Genomic DNA, 2,983 nt, shown 5'->3' on the forward strand with positions numbered 1-2,983 from the left:
GCCGAGTGAGACACCACGCAACAGGGTGTGTCTCGCTCGACAGGGCGTTTATCGACAGCGGGCGGCAGCTACGCACGGCGGTAGCGGCGGCGGGCGCTCAGTGGAAGAAGTGCCGCTCGCCGGTGAAGAACATTGTCACGCCGGCGGCGCGGGCGGCGTCGACGACCTCGCCGTCGCGCACCGACCCGCCGGGCTGGATGATCGCCGAGATGCCGGCGTCGATGAGCACCTGCGGCCCGTCGGCGAACGGGAAGAAAGCATCGGATGCCGCGATGGAGCCGGCGGCACGGTCGCCCGCGCGCTCGACCGCCAGGCGACACGAGTCGACGCGGTTCACCTGGCCCATGCCGATACCGACCGTCGCCGAGCCCTTCGCCAGGACGATCGCGTTCGACTTCACCGCGCGGCAGGCCTTCCACGCGAAGATCAGGTTCGTCATGTCCTCGTCGGCGGGCCGCTCGCCCGAGACGAGCTCCCAGTTCTTCGCGACCGACTCGATGTCGTCGGGGAACCGGTCGGCATCCTGCAGCAGCAGCCCGCCCGACACCAGGCGCACGTCCATCGGCTCCTGCCGCCAGTCGGCGGGCAGCTGCAGCACGCGCAGGTTCTTCTTGAGCTTGAACACTTCGAGCGCTTCGGGCTCGAAGTCGGGCGCGATGATGACCTCGGTGAAGATATCGCGGAGGTTCTCGGCCATCTTCAGCGTCACGGTGCGGTTCGCCGCGATCACGCCGCCGAACGCCGACACCGGGTCGCACTCGTGCGCGCGCAGGTGGGCCGAGGCGATCGGGTCGAGGGCGTTCGGTGCGGCGACGGCGATGCCGCACGGGTTGGCGTGCTTGATGATCGCGACGGCGGGCTTGACCATGTCGAACGCCGCGCGCAGGGCGGCATCGGCGTCGACGTAGTTGTTGTACGACATCTCCTTGCCCTGCAGCTGCGTCGCCTGCGCGATCCCGTGACCGCCGACGCGGGTATAGATCGCGGCGCGCTGGTGCGAGTTCTCGCCGTACCGCAGCGTCGACAGGCGCTCGGCCTGGATGGTGAGGTGCGCGGGCAGGTCGATGTCGTCACCGAGCGTGCCCTCGGCGAACCACGTCGACACTGCGGTGTCGTACGCCGCGGTGTGCGCGAAGGCGCGGGCGGCGAGTTCGCGCCGCTGCACGAGCGAGGTGCCGCCGTCGCGCTGCACCGCGTCGATGATCGCGGGGTAGGACTCGGGCGAGACGACGATGGCGACGTTCGCGTGGTTCTTCGCCGACGCGCGGACCATCGCGGGGCCGCCGATATCGATCTGCTCCACGACGTCGTCGCCCTCGGCCCCGGATGCCACGGTCTCCACGAACGGGTAGAGGTTCACCACCACGAGCTCGAAGGGGAGGATGCCGAGCTCATCGAGCTGCGCTTCGTGACTGGCCAGACGCAGATCGGCGAGGAGACCCGCGTGGACGCTCGGGTGGAGCGTCTTCACGCGCCCGTCGAGCGATTCGGGGAACCCGGTCACGGTCGAGACGTCGGTGACGTCGTGGCCGGCGTCACGGATCGTCGCCGCGGTCGAGCCGGTCGAGACGATCTCGACGCCCGCACCGGCGAGGGCCTCGGCGAGCTGCAGCAGGCCGTTCTTGTCGCTGACCGACACCAGCGCTCGGCGGATCGGGACGACGTCACGGGGACGGTAGTCGGCGGGGTCGTGGCGGGGTCCGGCCATGGCTGCGGCTCCTGTGTCTCGTGTCGGGGTTCAAGGACGCGGGCGTGCGGACGCCCGCGGGATCAGGGGATTCGGGATGCCGCGACGGCGAGGTCGAGGTCGCCCTCGGCGATGCGACGGACCACGTCGATGAGCAGGCGCCGTTCGACGGGCTTGATGCGCTCGTGCAGTGCCGCCTCGTCGTCGTCGGGGAGCACGGGGATGCGTTCCTGCGCGAGGATCGGACCGGTGTCGACGCCGGAGTCCACGACGATGACGCTCGCCCCGGTCTGCGAGACACCGGACCGCAGGGCGTCGCGCACCCCGTGCGCGCCGGGGAACTCGGGCAGGTACGCCGGGTGGGTGTTGATGATGCGGGGCTCCCACTCGGCGACGAGGTCGGCGGGGAGCAGGCGCATCATTCCGCTCAGCACGACGAGGTCGGGCTGCCACACGCGCAACTGCGCCCCCAGTTCCGCTCCCCACTCGGCGCGCGACGCGAAGGCATCGAACGGGACGAGGAAGGTCGGGATGCCGAAGTGCTCGGCGTGCGCGAAGCCGTCGGCCTCGCGATCGGCACCGACCGCGACCACGCGCGCCGGAAAGTCGGGGGCGGCGGCCGCCTCGAGCAGGGCGCGGAGATTGGAGCCGGTGCCGGAGATGAGGACGGCGACCGCGAGCACGGAGGCCAGTCTACGCAGGTGCGTTCGAGCGCGCGGATCGGCCCGTCTCCGGACGTGACTGCGTCGCCGACGGCGCGCCGACAGGTCAGCGCTGATCCGGCGCGGCGTCGCCCCACGCGGCCCGGATGCGCGCGCGGACGTCGTCATCGCTCGCCGTGCCGGTGGCGTCCGGCGCGGGCCCCGCCTCCGCGGCATCCGGATCCCGGTAGGCACTCGGCCACACGTCGGTCGCGATCCCGACGCCCGGGCCGGGGGCCGTGGGGGTCGGTCCGGTCGCGTGCTCGGCGCGATCGAAGGGCACGTGCTCGCGCGTCGGGAACGAGAACGCCGGGACGTGCTCGCGCGCCTCGGAGACGGGCGCCGTCCGGCCACCGACGCGCGGGCTCAGCAGCAGGATCGCCAGGCCGACGAGCACCTCGAGGCCGAGCGCCAGGGCGAGGGGACCCGGCTGCGGTCCCGTGTCGGCGAGACGCGCCGGCCCCATCGCGCCCGACGAGACGAGCGCGACCAGCGCCCCGACCCCGCCCGTGAGCGCGGCGACGACGACCGCGAGGGTGAGGCGCGGTCCGATCGGCTCGGGGCCGGTGGCCGACGGCATCCGGCCTCTCAGGAC

The 2,983-nt window shown here is 72.2% G+C and carries 3 protein-coding genes; all 3 read right to left on the reverse strand.

Going from position 1 to position 2,983, the window contains the following annotated elements; genetic code table 11:
- Positions 1–97: 97 nt before the first annotated feature.
- A complete protein-coding gene (gene purH / locus FE256_RS17670; RefSeq protein WP_138178261.1) occupies positions 98–1,708 on the reverse strand; it encodes a bifunctional phosphoribosylaminoimidazolecarboxamide formyltransferase/IMP cyclohydrolase in 1,611 nt (536 codons plus the stop codon).
- Between the two features lie 62 nt (positions 1,709–1,770).
- A complete protein-coding gene (purN, locus tag FE256_RS17675; RefSeq protein ID WP_138178262.1) occupies positions 1,771–2,370 on the reverse strand; it encodes a phosphoribosylglycinamide formyltransferase in 600 nt (199 codons plus the stop codon).
- Between the two features lie 85 nt (positions 2,371–2,455).
- Positions 2,456–2,983, reverse strand: a 528-nt coding sequence (locus FE256_RS17680; protein WP_252371084.1) for a cell division protein PerM, incomplete at its 5' end; no start/stop codon positions are given.

Origin of the sequence: Microbacterium sp. 5K110, assembly GCF_005774735.1 — a bacterium.
In the GTDB taxonomy this organism is placed as follows: domain Bacteria; phylum Actinomycetota; class Actinomycetes; order Actinomycetales; family Microbacteriaceae; genus Microbacterium.

Excerpts from the sequence above, each read along its gene's own strand:
- purH (WP_138178261.1), bottom strand. The coding sequence starts at position 1,708 with ATGGCCGGACCCCGCCACGACCCCGCCGACTACCGTCCCCGTGACGTC.